Origin of the sequence: Streptomyces monashensis (assembly GCF_001866665.1) — a bacterium.
Classification (GTDB): domain Bacteria; phylum Actinomycetota; class Actinomycetes; order Streptomycetales; family Streptomycetaceae; genus Streptomyces; species Streptomyces monashensis.
The window spans coordinates 51,544-71,849 of the sequence record NZ_MLYO01000007.1; the positions used below are offsets into that span (position 1 = coordinate 51,544).

6 protein-coding genes are annotated in these 20,306 nt (G+C 67.6%); 1 reads left to right on the forward strand and 5 read right to left on the reverse strand.

Features of this window, described 5'->3' with window-relative positions; genetic code table 11:
- Positions 1-15 precede the first annotated feature (15 nt).
- A complete protein-coding gene (locus BIV23_RS00825; protein ID WP_143079019.1) occupies positions 16-1,281 on the reverse strand; it encodes an AlbA family DNA-binding domain-containing protein in 1,266 nt (421 codons plus the stop codon).
- Positions 1,282-1,583: 302 nt separating this feature from the next.
- Here BIV23_RS00825 and BIV23_RS00830 point away from each other — a divergent pair, with 302 nt between their 5' ends.
- A complete protein-coding gene (locus tag BIV23_RS00830; RefSeq protein WP_071378731.1) occupies positions 1,584-2,117 on the forward strand; it encodes a hypothetical protein in 534 nt (177 codons plus the stop codon).
- A gap of 486 nt (positions 2,118-2,603) precedes the next feature.
- On the opposite strand, the gene BIV23_RS00835 is transcribed toward BIV23_RS00830, so the two are convergent.
- From BIV23_RS00835 to BIV23_RS00850, 4 genes are all read right to left on the reverse strand, one after another.
- Positions 2,604-4,913, reverse strand: a complete 2,310-nt coding sequence (locus BIV23_RS00835) for a UvrD-helicase domain-containing protein (protein WP_071378732.1) — start codon at positions 4,911-4,913, stop codon at positions 2,604-2,606.
- Positions 4,910-11,623, reverse strand: coding sequence for a DEAD/DEAH box helicase (locus tag BIV23_RS00840; RefSeq protein WP_071378733.1), 6,714 nt, complete (start codon positions 11,621-11,623; stop codon positions 4,910-4,912). Before BIV23_RS00840 ends, BIV23_RS00835 begins: the two co-directional genes overlap by 4 nt.
- Positions 11,620-16,911 carry a hypothetical protein gene (locus BIV23_RS00845; protein ID WP_245790268.1) on the reverse strand — a complete coding sequence of 1,764 codons (5,292 nt, stop codon included), beginning with the start codon at positions 16,909-16,911 and terminating at the stop codon, positions 11,620-11,622. The genes BIV23_RS00840 and BIV23_RS00845 overlap by 4 nt, the downstream gene beginning before the upstream one ends.
- A 206-nt stretch (positions 16,912-17,117) precedes the next feature.
- Positions 17,118-20,291: a DEAD/DEAH box helicase gene (locus tag BIV23_RS00850; protein ID WP_071378735.1), complete on the reverse strand. Its 3,174-nt coding sequence runs from the start codon at positions 20,289-20,291 to the stop codon at positions 17,118-17,120.
- Positions 20,292-20,306 lie beyond the last annotated feature (15 nt).

Genomic DNA, 20,306 nt, shown 5'->3' on the forward strand with positions numbered 1-20,306 from the left:
CCTGACGGCCAAAGATCAGCTACCGGGAACGAGTGACGCTACGGCGAACTGATGAACGAGATCAAGGGTGAGCTGCTCGATGAACTGGCGTCGACTCTCCTCCGATGACACCAGGTCGGCCAGCGGCGCCTCGCTCATAACGGGGAGGACCGTGGCCAAGGTGATGCTTCCGGACACTGGCTGCGGGTCGCCCATCATGTACCGCTGGTGGGTGAGGGCGACGGCAGGGGCGTGACCTACGGTCTCCGGGCCGGGCACGGCGATACCGACACGCGCCTCCAGCACACCATCAGCCTGGCGCCGCTGGGCATGCAGGGCGGCGACCGTCACCATGTCCCGCACAGCTCTCTGAAGCCTTACCTGCACCAGATAGCGCAGACCGTTCACCGTCTCGTCGAGATGGGCCATGTTCAGCGCGCCGGCAAACGCCCCATCGTGCAGCAACTCCAGATGCCCCCTGCGGCTCTGCCCGGTGTAGGTGATGTCGGTGCTTACCACAGCACGGCGAAGGCCGATCCGTGGCCGTCCCGTGCCGCCGTCGAGGTATTCACGCACGACGGCCTCTGGGAGCAATGGCAGCGCTTCCTGGAGGCTCGGCTCCACGGTGTTCGGATCAACGGCGTTGGCTGTGTCGGCAACCGAGGGCACGGAACACGCCGTGGTGACGGCGACCCAGATGCTCGACGGGAGATGGAGCAGGCGCTCTGACAGGTGAGTCGACAAAGTAGTCAGATGGTCCTCCGCGGCCCGCCGACGGCTGAACCGGTCCGCGTAGGCCACCGCTAGGTCGCTCTCCCCCAGCCAGTCCGTATCGCTGCCGCGACGACGGGGGTAGCCCCACGAGTCCTTCAAGTCCTTCGCCAGGGGGACCAGATGCGGCGCTTCCGGACTACGCGGCACCTCCACCACGATCAAATGACGGCCCGGCTTACTGACCAGGGGCACCGACCGAACGCGCAGCGCGGGGATAAAGGGGCGGACCATGCCTGCCTTACCCCGAAGACTCTGGACAAGAGGCCGCGGGTCGGCGATCCCGACGAGTTCGTCCGCCTGGTCGTGGCCGTCCTCCCTTACGCCGAAGACGATGACCCCGCCAGCCGTGTTCGCCATCGCCGCAACGTCCTTGGCAAACTCCCTGCCGTCTTTGACCTCGTCGACAGTTGCCTTCCAGTCCAGGTCCTCGGCTTCCGCTACTTGTGCGATGACCGCAGCGGCGATCATCTCCTCCGTTACCGGGCCTGCTGGGAGTCCGAGGGCCCGGTGCAGCGATGTGTACGTCATCACGGCACCGTACTGCCAGTGGCGGAGGTCCTGGCCCACTTGCGTAAGCGGGAGGTCTGAGCCACCGAGGACCCGGCCGGCTCGCGTCCAGTACCAGAGGGTCGTCCCGATGACTTTGACGTCGCGTCACGCACGCCATCGCTCGCCTGACCCTAGGACCGGTATCCGACAGTAAGGAGAGTTAGTATCCTGGACTATCGGATAGTGCATGACAGTAACAAGTAGACGTGACGGTTGTTGGTATGCCAGAGTCGCTTCTGCCGCCAGACAACAGGACTGGCTGACAGCCCCGGGGAGGATTCATGTCGCAGGAACCCCAGCCGCAGTTCATCTCGGTGCCCGTGCCGAGCCAGTACGTCACGCAGGTGTACGCCTATCTCGCTGAGCTGACTGGAGCCACTGCTGCTACTTCCCCCGTCTCCACGGTTCCGCCCGTGGAGCCCCCTCTGGGGCCGCCAACGACTCCGTCGGCAGATTCGTCGGACGGCGATCCGCTCCCGGTGGTCGAGTGGACCGTGGAGGACTTCCGTCGGCTCGTAATCGAACCGCTGAGCTCGGTGCAGGCGATCACCCGTGTCCTCGACCTTCTGGCGAAGGAGCCCGACACGCGAGTGAGCTACACCTCGCTCGCTCATCACCTGGGCATGGAGAAGAAGAGCCTGCAGGGCAATCTCGCGGCCTTCACTCGCGCCGTGCGCAAGCACTACAAGCGTCGTAACTGGCCTATGACATGGGCTGAGGCACCGACCAGCGAGCCGGATCTCAAGTCGGAGTTCTTCTACACGATGAACGCGACGACTGCCGAGCGCTGGCTGAGGGCCCGCGCCCAGGACTGACAAGCGGTAGAGAGTGGGGGAGCGAGTTCGACTCGCTCCCCCACTCTCCTGTTCTGCCCCTGCTAAGGGAGACGTGCTTCTTCCACGCAGATCGGGGCCTGCGGGGAATCAGGCACGCGACAAGCCTCGTCGTCCCCTCAGATGACTGCCAGAACAACGGGCCGAACACAGGCACACTCTCGGTCTCGACAGTCCGGGAGGTACTGCAGGCTATCTGAGGGCCGGCCTGCCGCCACGGGGGGAGCGACAGGCCCAGCTGGCATCGAGGGTGCCACACCCTCCGCATCGCTGTGGCTCTATCGCCTGAGACGAGCATCCTCCGGATTCGTCTCTCGTTCGCTTCAGTGTCCGTCGCGGAGATCTCCCCAGAGTGGTGTGGGCATCTGGTTCCGCGCTGCTGTACGTAACCGCCCTCGACCCACGGGAAGCGTCCACAGCGGCGCTGCCCCATGGCGGTGGTCGCAGCGGCACAGACTCCGACCAGGCCTACAACGGCAGGAACGGGCTGGGCCTGCCGTGCCAGGAGATACGCAGCGCGTCGCGGGCTCGGGTGGTGGCGACGAAGAGCTGGTTGCGGCTCTTCTTGAGCTCGCGTTCGTAGCGGTTGGGGTCGGTGGTTGCGTGCTGCTCGATGAGGGCGGTGCGGGGCAGGATGCCGTCGCTCGCGCCGATGACCGCGAGCTTCTGGTACTCAAGTCCCTTGAAGCGGTGCATCGTTCCGATGTGGACCTCGCCGCCGCCCTGCGGGCCTTCCTTGGTGAGGGTCGCTGTGGTGATGCCGTGCTTCGTCTCCAGGTCGGCGGCGACCCGGCCTGCCATGTCACCGTCGGCGACGCAGACGGCCATGGTGCCGCTCGGGTCGCGTACGGTGCCGTCTTTACCCGGCTGGGTGATGTCCGCGCGCCACTGCTTGAGGGCCTCGGCAAGCTGAGTGATCTCGTCGGTCCAGTCGGCGCAGGCGACATACTCGGGGGCTGGCCCGTGCAGCAGGGAGTGGTAGCCGTCGAGGGTGTCGGTTCCGTCGTCGAGGTCGTCATAGGTGCCCCCGCGGACGACCTTGGCAGCCTGGTCGAGGATCTCCTGGGTGGTGCGGTAGCTCAGCGTCAGCTTCGAGGAGCGGCCACGGATGTTGATGCCGACAGTGGAAAGGGTGACTTGCCGGTCGTAGATCCGCTGGTGGGTGTCACTGGCGATGAACAGGTCGTCCGGGCCGGCCGCGACCATGGCGCGCAGCATCTTCCAGTGGGCGGGGCTGAGGTCCTGGGCCTCGTCGACGACGATGTGCCGGTAGCGGTGACGCAGGTAGCGCATCGCGGAGCTGTTGTCATCGAGGTGGGCCAGGTCACCGCCGCCGATGTCCGCCTTGCGCTCGGCCCGGATCTGGATCTTGCGGGCGCGTTCCATCTCGTAGCGGGCCGCGCGCTCGGCGGCCTGGGCCCAGGTCTCCCGGCCCATGCCGTTGAGGCGCAGGGTGAACTGGTCGAGCAGCTTCCAGATGGCGGCGCGTTCGGGGCGGTTGAGGGCGCGGCCCATACCGGCACGACGGGCCTTGAAGTAGTCCTGACGGGTGCCTAGTGACTGGCCCAGGACGATCTGCTCCCATTCGTCGAAGAGGAATTCGGCATCCCAGCGCTGCTCATCATGTTCGAAGAGGACTTCTCGCAGCACGTCCAGGGCCCGGTCGTCAGTGATCAGACTCCGCTGCGCGCCGGGCGCGGTGTTCTCGTTCAGGACGCTCTGGGCGAGCTGATCGATGTGCTTGATGTCGATCCGGCCGAGCAGCGCCGGGTCCATGAGCGAGGTGAGCCGGGAGCGCAGGTCGGCAGTGAGGTTCTTGGTGTACGTGGTCAGCAGGATCGGCTTACCGTGGCCGGGCGGCAGAGCTGCGGCGAGGCGGGCGACCCGGTGCAGGGCGACGATGGTCTTGCCAGTGCCGGGGCCGCCGCTGACCCGGCCGGGACCGCTGTAGTTCCGTTCGACGATCTTGCGCTGCGTGGGGTGGAGATAGACCTTCCAGGCACGGAAGTCGCCCTCGGCCAGCACGTTGCGGATGTCGTCATCGACTGTGGTGACCGCGGTACGGGTGAGGGCCGCTGCCATGTCGTTCTCGAAGCCCGGTTCGAGCTCGGTGGAGGCAGGCTGGGTGATCTCACGCTCGACCTCGTCGACAGACATGCCGGAGCCGAGGCCGGTGAGGACCTCGGCGGTCAGGCGCGGAGCGCCGGCGATGAGCTGGTCGAGTTCCTCGTCGGTCGTGACAGCGAGGGCGGGGCCGATGAGGGCGTCGGCGACGCCGAGCCGACGCAGGTCCTCGGGCGTGCAGCCGACGAGGAGCGGTTCGGCGGGGGCGGCGGGTTGCTGTGTCACGCCGGGGGCCGGCGTGGACTCGGCCGGTGCGGTGGGCTCATCCGGGGCCGGCGTGAGCTGGAGCCCCGCGCGCTGGAGGACACTCTGACCGACGACGCCGAGGTCAACGAACTCGATCTCGCCGGTGATCCGGTTGATGGCGACGGTGAGTTCTTCGTAGACGTCCTTACGGTGGCGGACGGCGACGATCAACCACTGCTGGACGCCATCGGCGCCGACGCCCGCCCGAGCCAGGAGCGCCCGGTACGAACGGTCGATCTTGGCGCGGAAGATCCGGCCGTCGCCCTTGAGAGGGATGAGGTCGAGGCTGGGATGATCGGGGTCGAGGCGGAACTGGTGGCAGAAGTCGTAGAACTTCGTCTTGACCGACGAGTCCATCTTGTAGAGCTCGTTTTCAGCCTTCTGGTAGAGGCTCAGGCGTGCGGTCATCGTGCGGCACTCTGTTCTTCGGAGTCGGGACGGGCGGTGGCGTCGGGGAGCACGGTCAGCAGAGCGTCGAGATCGGCCAGCCAGTCGCCGGCCGAGCGGATGGTGAACCCAGCGTCGCGGTAGGCGCTCCAGGTCTTGTCGTTCTCCTCGTCCTCCTGGTCGTACGGCTCGGCCATGACGGCGATGCGCGGATCGCCGTGGTCCCAGACGAAGTCGGCGAGCCAACGGCGTTCGCCGAGTTCGTAGCCGTAAGCGGGGGCTTTCTTGCCGCCGTCGGCCAAGGCGTGGGCGAGGCGGGTGAGGGGGGCGTCGGGTTCGTCCTCGTCGAGGTATTCGAGGATCTCCCGGTCCCACAGCAGATCCCGCACTGCTGCTTCGAGAGGAGTCTCGTTGGAGGCATCCGCGGGTACGGGCCGCGGTGCGGGTGTGCCGGTGCCGTACCTAACCACGAGGGATTCGAGTTCACCGAGGCCGCCGAAGGCCTTGAGGACCGAGATGTCGAATCCGGCTGCGGTGGCTGTGGTGAGTTGAATGCCGTCGCCGCCGTCGTGGGCAAGGAACTGCAGGATGTTGGACCACTGGAGCCAGGAGCGCCAGCGCGCCTTGTGTTCGGGCGTGCCGAGCTGGTCGTGTGCGGTGTCGTCGAGGCAGGCCAGTGCGGACCAGTGGCCGGTGACCGCATCGACGAGGAAGGCGACGGGGAGACCGGACTGGTCGCAGGTCTGGAACAGGTTGAGTGTGCCAGTGCCCTGGACGGGCGCCGGGTCGATGCCGTCGGTGCGGCCCCAGGCATCGAGGAGCCCGCTGAGCGTCTGACGCGTCTGGTCGGGCGTGCCGTTGCCGACGAGGATTTCCTGGCTGGTCCCGAGGAGCCCGCCGACCATGGCTGATGCCCGCTTGCCCCAGGCCGCGTCGTCCGGGCTGCGCAGGTAGGCGAGGAGCATGGTCATCGGGTCGGTGAAGGCGGTGGTCGCGAGGTCGTCGCCGCCACGGTCGGCGTAGAGCTGCTTGGCGATGTCCTGGGCGCTGCGGGGGTACGGCGGCCACACCGGCTCGGCCGCCTCGCGCCCCGCGGCGGACTCGGCCGTGTTCGTCTGCCGCTCGAAGGCGTCGAGGTCGTCCCAGGTGAGCTGGAAGACGATTCGCCCCTCGGCCCGGAGCCGGTTGCGCTTGTCGGCGTCGCCGGCGAGCCGGTTGTGCTGGCGGGTGGCGTGGAAGCGGTGTCCGTCGAGGTAGACGGTGATCTTCTGCTTGGGGCCGTCGACGCGTTCGAAGGTGAAGTCGGTACGGGTGTAACCCTCGTTGCGCTGGGCGGTGAGCCGCCAGCCGTGCACGGTGCCGACCTCGTCCAGGCGCAGATAGGCGCTGTTGTCGCCGCTCTCCTCCAGCACGGCGTCGCCGCGCTGTCCGGCCCACCCGCGCAGGGCCTTGAGGAAGCGTGCCTCCAGATCGGACTCGACCTGCCCGTCCAGACCGATCTGATCGGTGTTGCCGACCTTCTTGGTGTCCCAGGCGTCGGTGTCCGTGCCCAGGAGTTCATCGAGGATCTCCAGGGCGGCCTGGCGGGAGACGCGCTCGATGTACTGCTCGTCGGCGTAGAGGTACAGACAGCGGTGGCAGGCCGGCCCGCCCTCCTCGTTGCAGGGGCACTCCACGAGCAGCCGGCGTGCGCCCTCCAGCACCTGACGGAAGGCGGCAGGGTCGGTGAGCCTGTCGAGGTAGCCAGTGCCGTGCGGGAGACGGTCGTACAGGACCAGGAAGTGCCGTTTCTCCGCGGTGTCGCGGTCCGGCATGGTGGCGAGCGTGGTGGCGAGATGCTGCGGGTCGCCGCCGAAGGCGCCGTCCACGCCCAGGCGCAGGGCCGCCTGGAAGGAGTGGACCTTCTCCTCGACGAGGACGGTCGCGGCCGGCAGCAGGATGCGCAACGCTTCGGTCTCCAGCTCGTGGGCGAGCAGGACCGGTTCCTGGGGTACGCCCTTCTTGCCGCGCCGCAGCGGGCACCAGGGGGTGTGGTGCTTGAGTTCGCGCTGGCGGTTGGCGGAGTTGTCGACGGCGTCCCGGTCGTCGTCGAAGACCGGTCGGCCGTCGGCGCTCGCGGCTCCGCAGGCGGTGCACACGTGGAAGGGGGCGATGCGCACTGGCTTCCCGGCGAGCTGCTCGTTCTCCTGGGCGCCGATGCTGAGCGGTCCGGCGTTGATGCGGCGGATGACGGCACGGCGGGTGTAGTCGACGCCGAAGATCTCTTTGGTGTGCCGCCAGGACTTGCCCACCGCGAAGTCCTTGGGGGCGATGTCGACCATGTCGACGACGGTGTAGAAGCGGCGGTCGCGATCGTCGCTCTCGTCGCCGATCCTGGCGTCCTCCCGCTTGTCACGGGCCGTCACGACACTGGGCTGGACGATCTGCCACAGGCTGCCGGAGTCGGCGATGCCCGCCTCCCCGCAGCGCGGGCAGGGCGTGATGTCGTTCTCGGCGTTCTCGGTGCGGACGTAGCCGCACGAAGGGCAGAAGCGCCAGTGGCGCCAGTCCTGGTCCCGGCCGGTGACGATGTCGATACCGGTGATCCGGTGCTTGTAGCCCTCGGCATAGAAAGTGTTGCCAGGGGCGAGTTCGGACAGGGCGAAGCCGCGCGGTCGCCCGTAGGAGAACGACTTCGACTTGTAGCGGGGCCGGCCTTCCGGTGTGGTGCCCTCGGGCCAGAAGACGGTGGCGTCGAGGGTGGTCGTGGCGTCGATGAGGGCGTAGTTCGGCAACAGGCCGAGGTCGCACAGCACGCTCTGCGAGGGCTGACGCTGGCGCGTAGCACCCTGCTTGGAAATGGCGCCGAGCTCGGCCTCCAACTCCGCCTTCGTACTCGCCTGTTCTTCGTCTCCGTCCTTGAGCTCGTCGATCGCGGAACGGATCGTACGGATACGGGTACGTAGCTTCTGGTTCTCGCGCTCCCACTCCCGCTCGGCCTTCTCGATCGCGCTCCGGATGCCGCGGACCGCGTACTTCTCCAGCTCCGCCTTGGCGGTGTCGCTCACGCCGGTCGGGAACAGGGCGAGGAAGTCGGCGACGAGTTCCTCGCCGTGGGCGAGGGCGGCGCCGGTGAAGTCGGCGAGGTAGCCGGAGGGGCCGAAGAGCTCGTCGACCCGGCGTGACAGCGCGGCCAGCGGCCTGCCGTCCTCGCGCAGCAGCCGGCCACGCGCCGCGAGATCGAGAAGGTGGGCGGTGTACTGGCGACGCAGGATCTCGATGGCCGACAGATACGAGCCCGGCGGCACGATCCGCCCGTCGATCATGTCCCGTGGCCGGTCGAGGAAGTACAGGTCGCGGCGCTTGCGGTCGGGGATGGTCAGCAGGAAGGCGTTGCCGGTGCGGCGTCCGGCCCGGCCCGCCTGCTGGGCGTAATTGGCCGGGCGGCGTGGCAGGGCGCCGAGGACGACGGCAGACAGGTCGCCGATGTCGATGCCCATCTCCAGGGTGGGCGTGCAGGACAGCACATTGGGGTCATTGAATCCCTCGCCGTTGCGGAAGGCGTCCTCGACGCGTTCGCGCTTGCCGCGGGAGAGCAGACCGGTGTGCTCGGCAGTGATGACCTGGTAGGTGCCGGCTCGCCGGTACAGGCTGCGGTAGTAATCGTCACGGTAGTCTCGGTCCCGGTCGTGCCGGTCCACGGTCTCCAGCCACCTATCACCAGCGACCAGCCGCCCCTTCGCACAGCGATACGCCTGGCAAGGCTGCCCGTGATACTGCGCCAGCAGCGAGGGATGGACGGTCTGCTCCCAGAAACACTTCGGGCAGCGCACATACGCCTCGTTGACCTGGGCGTTGGTCAGCAACTGCAGCCGGATGGCGCCTGGTTGAAGGCCGTACAGGCAGGCGGCCGAGTCGCTCGGGGTGCGCGCGGCGAGCAGCCCGGCATCGGTGAGCTGCGGCAGCAACCGTACCCAGAACTCGTCGGCCTGTTCGCGCGTCATGTCGAGGCAGCGCTGGGCCCAGGTCTGGTACCAGGACAGACGTCCCGCGGCGAAGTCGAACTCGCTGCTCGGCTTGGGCCGCGCGAGCAGGAAGGTCGGCGCGGACACCCCCTTGGGGAAGGCCTTCATGCCGCGTGGGCGACCGCCCCAGATGAAGTAACGGCTGGTGCCCGCCTCGTCGAGGAACTTCTCCAGCCACCGGTGCCCGACCGCCCCCCGCGTACGCAGCCGCTCCAACAGGCCGCGTAGGAACGCCATATAGCGGGCGTCATCGTGTTCGGTGAGCGTCAACCCGCGGTGGGCGGCATCCTCATGAGCAGCGCGCACGAGCGCCACGGCCGCCTGCTCGTCGGGGATGTCCACCCATGCGGCTGCGGTACGGGTCAGTTCGAGGGTACGGCCGTTGCGGGAGCGGTGGCCGAACTCCATCACGGCCTCGAACGCGAACCGTTCACCGATCAGATCCCAGGTCTTCCGGTCCCCGCCCCGCCCCGCGCCCGACAGCAGACGCGCCACACCCGTGTCGTCGTGCAGGTCCGGCGGGACGACGGCGGCGAGTGTCTCACGGTCGGTGGTGGCCGCGACGACGTCGGCGACGAGGTCGTTGAGCGCGCTGGGCCGCTGCTCGCTCAGGTGCTTGGTAAACAGGGCCCGCAAGGAGAAGGTGTACGAGCGGGAGGCGACGAATCCGGCCCGGTGCGCGGCGTCCTGCACCGAGTCGTTGAACATCAGCGTCTTCGTCTCACGCTGCTTCTTGTCCATCTCCCCGCTGGTGAACAGCTGGGTGACGGAGGCAGCGGCGAGAGCGGCGGCACCCGTACCGACGAAGCGGATCGCGTTGTGCGTGCCACAGGCCGGGCACCAGTCGTCCTTGGCGGCACGCTCCGCCGTGTCACCGAGCTGGACGAGGACGAAGGCAGAGTCAGGGCTGGCGGGAGCCGGGTTACCCTCGTCGTCATAGTCGCCCTGCGGATCGGGAAGACGCAGACGCTGGGATAGACCATCGAGCACCATGAGCACGCCCGCGCCGCCGGTGGTCAGCGACCTCTGCGCCGCCGGGTCCATCGCGGTACGGCCATTGCCCTCACGAGCCTCGTTGTCGGTGGCCGCCACCAGAGTGCGCACCTTGGCCTTCTCGGCGGTGACGGTGGCTCGGCGGATCTTGTGGGCCTCGAAGTTCAGCTCCTCGAAGTCCGACTCGGGGGCGAGGACCGACCACCCGGAACGCCCGCACTCGCGGCAGTACACCGCAGGCAGGAAGACCTTGGTGTCGCGGGAGGTGGTGGTGTTGGGCGTCGTACGCGACTGGTTCTGCGCCCCGGCCGTATCCCACGCGAACTCGGCCTTCGGCCACGGCAGTACGCCACGCAGCATGCGGGTGACGGACCGTGCCCACTGGTGAACCTCGACCTGGACGAAGGGGCGGCCGAGCTCGGCCGGCGCGTCCGGGTCGCGCGCCACGGACAGTAGGGCCACGAAGCGGGCGAGTGCCAGCGCGGCGATCTGCGGCCGCGTCGTGATCGCCTCGTCCCAGCTCTTCGCCCCACTGCGGCGCATCACATCGAGCACCTCGTCGTAAGTGCGCACCGTGCCGTCAAAGGCGTTCAGGACGGCGTAGGTGAGCCGGTTGCGCTTGAGCGCGGCACCGAGGGCGACCGGGTCGGTGATCCGGCTTCCGGTCACGGCCTCGGCGAGGTCCGCGAGCTGTTTCAGGCCGGACGCCGGGTCCGACAGGGCGGTAAGTGTCTCGGGGGGCGTGGCCTGGCCAGGGAGGAATCGCGCGTCCGGGATCGACTCGTCCTCGCCGAGGATGAATTCGTCGACCGACAGTCGGTCCTCGCCGACGATCGCGTCCTCGGTGAACTCCGTGCCGAAGATGTTGGTGGCCACGGAGAGGAGTTGGCGTACCCCATCCTCATCGGTGCCGGAGGCGAGGGTCGCGGAGGTGGCGACGGGGGTGATCGAGCCGAGCGGCTTGCCAGGCTGGTTGGCATCGACGGCGATAGCGAGGCGGCGCAGCAGCATGGCGACGTCGGTGCCCTGCGCGCCATCGTACGTGTGGAACTCGTCGACGACCACATAGCGGATGTCGCTGGCGTCCCACAGCGGCGCGTCTGCGGCACGCTGCAGGAGCAGGTCGAGCATCTTGTAATTGGTGATCAGGATGTCCGGCGGGGACAGCTGCATGTCCTGGCGGCGGGTGTAGACCCGGTCGTAGTGCGTCGCCGCCTTCTCTCCGATATACAGGCCGGCGCGCACGCCGCTCAGCTCGTCGTAGTCGGTGAGGAGTCCGTTGATGCGGGCCGCCTGGTCGGTGGCCAGGGCGTTCATCGGATAGAGGAAGACCGCCTTGACCCCGTTGTTCCCGGCCGCGCGTTCTCGGGCGCAGTGATCAAGCACGGGGTAAAGGAACGACTCCGTCTTGCCGGAGCCGGTGCCTGTGGTGACGAGGGTGGGCTGGGGTGTGTGACCGTTCTTCGAGGTGAGCCGGGCGAAGGCGCGGGCCTGGTGTGCGTACGGCGTCCAGCCGTCGGTTCGTACCCAGTCCAGGTGCTGCTGCCAGCCGTCGTCGGCCGGGGTGAAAGGGGTACGCAGGCGGAGGTACGGACCGCGGAACATGCCCGTCGTCTCGTCCCCGAGGAAGGCGTTCAGGGCTTTTCGGGCGCCTTCGTCCGCGAGGCCGTACGTCGTGGACAGGTACTGGAGCAGGCTCTCCTTGAGTCCCTGTGCTTCGAGGGTGGGCCTCACGGGGTCGGGACCTCCATCTTCTCCGGGTCCCACAGACCCTTCGCTACGGCTTGGTCGAGGCGCTGCTTGAAGTAGGCGTGGGCTTGGCGCATTTCGCGTTCACGGTTGGCCTTGTAGAAGGGGGCGGTGTACCCGTCGGGGACGGGGGCGTCGGTGTTCGGATCCTTCTCGTAGGCCTCGCGGTATTCCTGGAACTGGGTCCAGTGGTCCTTGGTCTGGTCGAAGCCGTAGGTGTAGCGATCCCCAGCGATCTTCCGCTCCTCGGCGTCGAACCAGGTCACCCGGTCGAAGTCCTGCATGATCGGGAAACGGGCCCGGTACATGGCGATGAGCGTTTTCGCGTCGATGCCGAGCCATACGGCGACGAGGGCGTCGATCTCGACGAGAGCGGCCCGGCGGGCGTATTCGGTGCGGAGGGGGGTGTCGCGCTGCCAAGTGGGAGTGACGTTGTGCAGCTCGGTCTTGAGGTTCGGCCAGTTGATCGCCCAGGACTCGTAGCCGGGCCACTTGGGGTCGTAGAGCTCTGACCAGAGATCGGCGTAGGCGGTGGTAAGGGCGTTCAGGCGGAGGGTGCGGAGGAGGAGGGCGGAGGCTAGGGGGTGGTCAACATGGGCTGCAGGCATGCCTGCAGCCCGAGCGGGATTGAGGTGGCTGTCACCACTTGTGCGTAGCAAGTAATCGCTGGGGATGCCTGCCCACAGACCAGCGTTCAAGACATCTCTACGACGGTCATTAACCGAAGCGCTACACATGCCGTCGATGTGCGATACGCCAGGAGGTAGCAATGCGACGTAGAGAGAGCGTTCGGTATCAGGCGCGATCATCCTTCGCCAAGCAATTCGGTAGTAATGGGTGTATGGCCTACTGGCCTTGGCCAACAGGAGCTTCTCGACCCGCTCGTCTTCTATGTCCTCCGGCTGCACCTCGTGCCCCTCCGCGAGCTGCTGCCGGACCTGCTCCCACTCCTCCGGCGACGCCAGCAGCGCCTCGTACTTCTCCCAGTCAGTCCACCTATCTTGTTCGCCGACGAACACGTCCTGCGGGGCCACGCGCCGGTACTCGGACTCCGGTACCGCGTCGTCCACGAGCCCCTTCGGGTCGAGGCCGCATACCTCTCCGCTGCCCTGGCTGGGCTGCTTGAACATCGGATTCGCAACGCCGATTTGCGGCCCCTTGAGGATGACGTCGCTCCAAGCTGTCGCCTGGTAGTCGTCCTGGCCGTTGATCCCGGTGTTGTAGTCGATGAGTCGCTGGTCCTTCCCCGGGCCGAACTGTGCCTTCTTAGAAGCGCCTTCATCGAATCCGACGGAGACTCTTAGCTTGGGCGTACCGAGGCGTAGGGGATAGGCCCCCAGCGCGTCGATCGCCGTGTCCTCCGCTGTGCTCACCGGTGTGAGCAGGCGTGTGTGCTCCAGGGGCCCTTCATCGCCGGCAAGCTTCTGCCACCGCTTGAGGGTGTCGGGGGACACACGAACGACCCGCTTCGGGTGGGGGCGCTCGTCCCAGTCTCCGTTGTACTTCACGCCGGGGTCGTCGCCGACGCTCTCGGCGGAGGCGGACAACCGAAGCGCGTCCACCGTAAAGAGCCATGACAACGAGTCGAAGGAGATGTCCCCTTCGGCCCCGTAGATGTGCACGCCGAAGTGGCTGGACCGCCCCACCGGGGGCGGGAAAAAGCGGTTGCCCGCATTGACGAAGTCACCGTGCACGCGTAGCCGCCGGTACGCCGCCGCCCGCAGCGCAGCCTCCCTGTCTCCTGCGAAGTGGGTGTCCGGGTGCACCATCCCAGCCGTCCCGCCGCGCCCGGCGTGGTCCCAAATCTCACACATGAACGCCCGATATAGATCGGGCCGAGTGCCTGCCACGAGTGGGTACACCGGTGACGCCGCCAGGTACGACGCCGTCGTCACCGTATTCGTCACCTCACCGAGCAGGTACTCCTGCACCTCCTCGCGTGCGAGTTCGGCATCCCGCTTCCGCTTCTTGTCCTCCGCCTTCGGCTTATCGGTGAGCATGAACCAAGGCTCGTACTCCGCCAGGACCGGATCCTCTTTCCACTCCGGGCGCACCCATGGCGGGTTACCCACCTGAAGGTCGAAGCCCCCCGCTTCGCCGGTGAAGACACCAGCGAAGTCCAACTCCCAGTGAAGGAAACCCTGCTCCTCCGCGATATCACGGACGACCCGCATCCACGGATACCGCGTCTCAACCGCCTTACGGGCGTCGTCCATGCCCATCTCGGCCTGAATCAGGTCTTCGAGCTTCTTCAACTCCTTCAGGGAGTCGACCGTCGTGGCGAAGGTGTCCTCCGGAACCGGTCCCGTGCCGAGCATGGATTCCAGGAAGGCGATCCAGTCGTCCAGGCCCGCCAGCGGAATGACATCGCGGCGGCGTGCCGGTCCACTGGGCTTCCTGGGGGCAGAGGAGGTACGTGCCTTCTTGGCCGCCTTCTTCTTCCCAGCCGCGTCGTCGCTCTCAGCCTCACCCAAGGAAATCTGGTCGCCGTACACGGTGAACAGCAGGCCGGGCTCAAGGAATCGCGGCACAGGCGTGGGCTCGGGCGCGCGCTCCTCGACCTCCACCGCCGGGCCGGCCACCGACGACAGCAACGCATCCAGGTCGGCCCCCGCCTGCGCCGTCACCACCGGAGCCGTCTCGTACTCCGCGTCCGTTCCGTCCAGCAGCCCCACCTTCTCCAGAGGCCAGAACCACAGCGCGCACCACGCATCCATGACCTGCTTGAGCCGCCAGTACGGGGAGCCCTCCGCCTCGAAGAGGTCATTGAAGACCTGCTCCTTGGTCAGCGGCAGGCTCTGGTCCGGGTTCTGCTTGTCGCGGCGGAGGAAGGCGTACTCTTCCGCGTCCTCCTCGCGATCCGTCCCCCACACATCGATGGTGCGGGCGATCTCCTGCTCGCTCAGCTCCATGCGCTTGGCGACCAGCTTCCACAGGAACTCGACGCGAAGGGCCGCAGCCTGCAACCGGGCGAGCTGGCTGCCCTTGCCGCCCGTCGTCTTGGGCTTGGCCTTGATGCTGTTCTTCCACGCCTTCAGCTGCTCCACCTGTGTGCCGGCGAGCTGCTCCACCAACTTCTTCGCGTCCCCGCTCGCCCCTGCGACCGCACCCCAACCAGGCGTGGGCAGCAGGAACTGGTGCACAGCCCCGTCCGGCAGCAACTGCTTCGCACCATCCCCAGCAGCCCGGAACGGCAGCTTGGTCGGCGTCTGGGCGCCGATAGTCCGCTCCTTCTTGATGCGCTCGGCGTCGTACACCCAACGCCTCGCACCGATGAGGGAGTTACCTCGCCGCAGATGCAGACCGAACCACGGCGCACGCATGCCGGGGTGCATGGTGTTCAGCCACAGCGACACCTCCGCCAGCTCCACACCCGTGGCGTTCAGGTCGATCCCGTACGCGTTGTGAAGGGCGATGTACGCCTTCACCTTCTGCTCGGCATCGAGCGTCTTCGACGTGTCCAGGCTGACACGCAGCTCATCCTGACGACGCTTCAGGTACTCCTTGGCCACCTGGTTGATTGCCTCATTGAGGAACGCTCCGGATCCCAGGGCCGGTTCGCAGATCGTGTAGCGCAGCAGCTCGCTCGCGCGGGTCTTGACTGTGTTGCCGTCAGCATCCTTCTTCTGGTCGAGACGGTGCTTGAGGGCAAGCTCGACGGTGACCTTCGTAAGAGACTCAGGGGTGTAGTACGAGGCGGACGTCTCGCGGTCACGGCCGGCCAGACGGTAGACGAACGTGCCTGGTGCGTACTTCTTCGGGCCGCGCAGGCCGTACTGCTCGGCGTCTTGGGCGGAGTACACGACGTGCGTGTTCTCCCGGTAGTCCTTCAGCCGGTCCGCAGGGATGAGCCAGGACCCCTTCTCGGGGTCGCCGTGCTGCTTGTCGCCCCTCTTCGCACCAGGCTTGGCGACCTCGGCCAGCTCGTCCTTGGCGATGATGCCGGTGTAGGACATCAGGCCCTCGTAGACAGCGCCGAGCTGGTTGATGCCGAGGTTGCGGTAGGAGATGAAGCCGCCCTGTCTGCCCTTCTGGCCAGCCTCCTTCATGGTCAGCAGGCGCAGCACCTGGTGCAACGCTGCGTTGCGTAGCCGCAGGTCCAGCCATCGCGGCTGCTCGTCGCCGTCCTCGTCCCAGTGAGGGTGGAGGATGCGGCGGCCGATGAGGGTGATCGCCTTGGGGTCGAACAGCTCGCTGCGCAGCGGCTCGAAGCGCAGTCCGCGAAGCTGGCTGCGCTCCTCGGCCAGCTTGTCGTCGTCTGCTTCGGTGCCGTGCGGGCGGTGGCCGTAGTTGACCTTGTTGAACAGAACGTCGAGGGAGGCGTAAAGGTGGAAGCCATTCCTGCTGTCCTCCTCGACCAACTTTCGCTCCCGCGCCACCAGTTCGCGCAGCCGGGCGATCGAGTACCCGGTCTGGTACGTCGAGTCGTCGGCGGGCAGGATGCCCAGCTCCGGGCGGGCCTCCGCGTAGAGGAGGAAGAGGATGCGGTAGAGATAGCGCAGCGATTCGCGGGTGAGTTGCTTGGCGAACGGGCCCTTCTTGAGGTCCTCGATCTCCCGCGGCTCGACCTCCGCCTCGCGCAGGCGGGCGAGTACCTCGTTCGCGATGATCTCGACCGAGTGCTGCAGTCCCTTGCGCAGCTCGGAGTTGACGCCAACGGCGTTGTCACGGGAGGCCTTGAGCAAGTCGTCGAGGCGTCGGCCCTTTCCGTCGGGGCGGGGCGCGAGCATGTCATGGGAGAAGAGAGCGGCGAGGAGGGCGAGTTCGCCGGCCTTCGCCGTGTCGTTTCGGGCGAGGGCCGCGTCCAGGCTGGCGGCGAGATAGCGGCCTTCAGCCCAAGCTCCCCGGTCGGCGAGGACGAGTACGCCGCCGCAGAGCAGCAGGATAAAGCGGGGCGCATCGCCGCCAAGCTCGTGCAGTTCGCTCTGAAAGAGCCAGCCCGCCAGCTTCTCACCGACTTCGAGGAGGCCGTCGGCGGTCTTGAGCGGGTGGAGGAGCTGTCCGGCCTCGTCGGGGTCGAGGGCGTCGTCGAGCTTGGCGGTCCAGCCGCAGTCGACCGCGAGGATGCCGTCTCCGTGCCAGGCGACCTGGAGTTCGTACTCCTTGCCCGCGTTGTGCACAGTGATCGGCTCCGGCCGGTCACCGCCGTAGCCGAGGGCCTTGAGGACGGCGCTGTGCCAGGTGGTGAGGCGCTCGGCCCACTCGCCCGTGGGGTCGTCGTAGGTGCTGCCGAGTTCTTCCTGCTGGGCGCGGGAGGCCAGGAAGGGGCGCACGGTGGCCAGGTACTCACCGCGGAGCCGAGGGAGGAGTTCGCGCGGAGTGGGATGCGGGTCGTGGGGGTCGGTCTCGCGGCTGGTCCACAGGGTGAACAGGCCCTCGTCGCCCGCCTTGCTCTTCTTGAGGGTGTTCTCCAGCTCCTCGCTGAAGTAGTGGGCGGAGAGATACTCGCCGCGGTTGGCGAAGGAGTCGTAGGTGTAGCTCATCGTGCGGACTCCTCGGCGTGCGCGGTGGAGACAGTGGTGGGGTGGAGGGGTTCGAGGACGGCGAGGACCCGCAGCATCGGGTCGCCGTCGGTCCGCAGACGGCGTACGAGGGCACGGCGGCGCTTGGCGGTGTCGTACACCTGCTTGCGGCGACGCTCCTGGTTACCGACGGCGATCAGGGCACCTTGCTCCCAGACCTGCACCCGGTCCTCGTACGGCGCCAGGTAGGAGTCGACCTGCTTGTCGTAGTCGGCGCGACGCTCGCGCAGGTGGGTCTCGGCCGCATCGACGGCCGCGGGGACGAGTTCCTGGAGGAGGTCGCGGTCGACGGGCTGGGCGCGGCCGGGCATATCAGGGCCCACGCCGCAAGCGGCGAGGAACGCCGAGTCCATGCGCCACACGCGAGGAGTGGCCTCGGCGAGGCCGGTGACGGCCATCCACTCCACGACCGTCGGCTTGCCCGCCTCGTTGGAGTAGACGCCCTGGAGGAGATAAACCGGGCCGGTCAGGGCCGAAGGCAGAGCTGCGTCGATCCGCTTGGCCTTGGCTACGTCTGGCTGGTAGGCGAGGACGAACGCCTCGTCGTACTTGAGCTTGGCGAGGACCTTGTCCGTCACCCAGTCGAGCACGGGGTGGATGTCGGAGACGTAGGAGACATTGGGCCACTGGGAGGTGGGCTCGTCGGTCTTGCCCTGCTTGGCGTTGCGGGCGGCTTCCAGCCGGTCGGCGGCGTACTGCTTGTCGAAGGTGATGCGTAGCGTGCCGTCGTACTTGGGTGTCGTGAGGATCTTCTCCTGCTCCAGGTACGACTTCGGCAGCTCCCGGAAGCGGTACTGCAGGTCGTCGGGCGGGGTGAACTCGATGCGGCCGCCTGCCGTCTCGGGCTTCCAGTCGAGTGCTTCGCGCTCGGCCTGGGGGTAGATGAGGTCCACGGCGGTGTGGAAGTACGCCTTGGTGTCGGCGAAGACGTGGGGTACGTCGGCCTCGGGCACCGCGGCCGTGCCGAGGGTGGCCGGAGCGGCCGTCGGGTCAGCGAGCCGGGCGTTGGCGCCGGCGAGGAGCCCCGCGAGGACCCCGCCGGACTCCTGCTGGGACTGCTTGATGGAACGCTCGACGGTGCCGCCCTTGATGAGGTCGCGGGTGAGGCGGTCCTCTTCCTTCTTGTCGTTGTAGAGACCGGTGACGGCCTCGGCGCTGCCCTCGCCGGTCTCGATCTCGTGCGCCTGGGCCTCGCGGCGCAGCAGGCGGGTGCCGACGAGCCGGTCGTCGAGCGTGAGCATCTCGCCGCTCTCCTCGTCGCGCCGCCAGGGCACGTCGGCGGTGAGGGTGAGCGCACGGAACTCGGGGCTGACCGCCTGCCCGTAACGGTCGATACGTCCGTTGCGCTGTTCGATACGGATGAGGGACCAGGGCAGGTCGTAGTGGATGAGGTCGTGGCACTGGTGGTGCAGGTTGACGCCCTCGGAGGCGATGTCACCGGTGAACAGCAGCCGCACCGGCTCCTCGCGCCGGCCGAAGCGGTCGACGATCTCCCGCTGTTGCTGGTCGTTGGTGGTGTCGCCGTGCATGACCTCGACGGCGCCGTCGTACGCCTTCCAGGGACGCATCTTGTCCGGCTTGGCCAGGTTCTTCTTCTTGAAGCCAAGCCGGGCCGGGACCTCCTGGGCCAGCCAGTCCAGGGTGTGGACCCGCTCGGAGAAGATCACGACGCGGCGCTCAGAGTGCGGGCCGACGCCGAGGTCGTCCTTCAGCGTGCGGACGAGTGCGTCGAGCTTGGCGGAGTCCTGGTCGGTGAAGTCCGCGACCAGCGCCTCCAGCTCCGCGAGGGCCTTGCTCTCGGCAGCGAGAGCGGCGCGGCGCTCGGGGGTGTCCGGCGCGGTCTTGGCCTTGCCCTTCGCCGTGACGCTCTTCGGGTTGTCCAGGTAGGCACGCCGGTTGGCCAGGGATTCACGCAGAGCGACGTGGGAGGAGAGGAACGCCTTCAGGAAGTTGTAGCCGACCAGGGGATCGGCGCAGACCGACGAACGGTTCGGGTCGCCCGGCGTCCATTCGCTCGCGAGCTTCTCCAGGACGGCGACCTCCCTCCGAGTCGCCGGAGCCGGCACCGGCAGGGAGTCGCCGCGTTCGGCCCAAGGCTTGTCCTTGAGGCCGTCACGCACCTCACGGTCGGACTTGGTGCGCCTGATGTAGAGGTGGTCGAGATCGGCGACCTTGTAGTTCTTGGGGTCGGCGATCGCCGCCGGGTCGAGCATCCGAATCAGCTCGGCGAAGGATTCGGCGTCGCCGTTGTGCGGAGTGGCGGAGGCCAGGATCAGCGCATCGGTCTGCTCGGCGAGACGGCGGGCGAGGAGGTTGTTGCGGGTGCCCTTGTTCACGAGGTTGTGCGACTCGTCGATGACCACCGCGTCCCAGGTGATGTTCTCCAGGTGATGGGCGTACGTCGCCGACTTGAGGGTGTCGACGGAGACGATGACGCGCTTGAAGTGGGCGAACGGGTTCCGGCCCGCCGGGATCTCCTGCTGGATGCGCTGGATGCCGGTGGAGTCCAGGCGCACCAGCGGCAGAGCGAAGCGCGTCCACAGCTCACGCTGGAACTGCTCCAGCACATGGGCCGGCGTGACCACGAGGATGCGCTCGCCGCGCCCGCGCCGGATCAGCTCCGAGAGCGTGATGCCGATCTCCAGCGTCTTGCCCAGCCCAACCACGTCAGCGATCAGCAGCCGGGGCTGCGGGTTGCGCATGGACAGCGCCAGCTCGGCGGGGCGTAGCTGGTGCTCCTGCCGGTCCATGAGGAAGGAGTCGGCGAGTGCGATGCCGTGCTCGGTCTGCGGCAGCGCGGTCTTGCGGATCACCGCCTCCAGGTACAGGCGGGCCTTGGCGTGCCTGGAGGTGTCGTCGGGTACGAGCCGGGTCTTGCGAGGATCGAGTACGTCGATCTGGTCAAGGCCGGAGTAGAACACCGCGTCCGTGCCCCGGACGAACGAGGACACCCCGCTGACCTCGACCATCAGTCCGTCGCGGGACTCGTCGACGGACTTCACGAGCCACTGCTCGTGGCGGATGCGCACCTGGGCGCCAGGCGCGAAGGTCGGCTTCGCACCGGCCGGATACGCCGACGCCGCATCGGCGTCGCGCGCCTCAGGAACCTCGGGCTGCATCGCCGTGGTCACGTGGTGCTCCTCTTG

Coding starts and splice junctions, on each gene's coding strand:
- BIV23_RS00825 (WP_143079019.1), bottom strand. CDS start 1,281: ATGACGTACACATCGCTGCACCGGGCCCTCGGACTCCCAGCAGGCCCG.
- BIV23_RS00830 (WP_071378731.1), top strand. CDS start 1,584: ATGTCGCAGGAACCCCAGCCGCAGTTCATCTCGGTGCCCGTGCCGAGC.
- BIV23_RS00835 (WP_071378732.1), bottom strand. CDS start 4,913: ATGACCGCACGCCTGAGCCTCTACCAGAAGGCTGAAAACGAGCTCTAC.